This is a genomic window from Crenobacter sp. CS_VA4 (assembly GCF_055597485.1).
The window spans coordinates 1-277 of the sequence record NZ_JBVMAE010000120.1; the positions used below are offsets into that span (position 1 = coordinate 1).

The window sequence follows — 277 nt, forward strand, 5'->3', positions numbered from 1 at the left end:
TACTCCCTGGCCAGGTACTTCATGAGGGCGAAGATGTTCACGCGGGTCACCGTCCACAGCAGCACCCCGAGGATCACGACGATGAACAGGATGCAGGTGATGTAGAACGCGATCATCAGCGTGCCCAGGCTCCAGATCGCCGCGACGCCGGTCTTGCCCACGACGGCCGCGATCGCGCCGAACGCTCCGAGCGGCGCGAGCCACAGGATCATTCCGAGGATGCGGAAGACCAGCTTCTGGAGCTGCTTGACCGCCTCCATGATCGGGGCGCCGCGAT

Annotated in this window: 1 protein-coding gene; it reads right to left on the minus strand. The window is 64.3% G+C overall.

Annotated elements, in window-relative coordinates:
* Positions 1-260, minus strand: a 260-nt coding sequence (locus ACZ2IA_RS22955) for a cation:dicarboxylate symporter family transporter (protein ID WP_470294899.1), incomplete at its 3' end; no start/stop codon positions are given.
* Between the last annotated feature and the right edge of the window lie 17 nt (positions 261-277).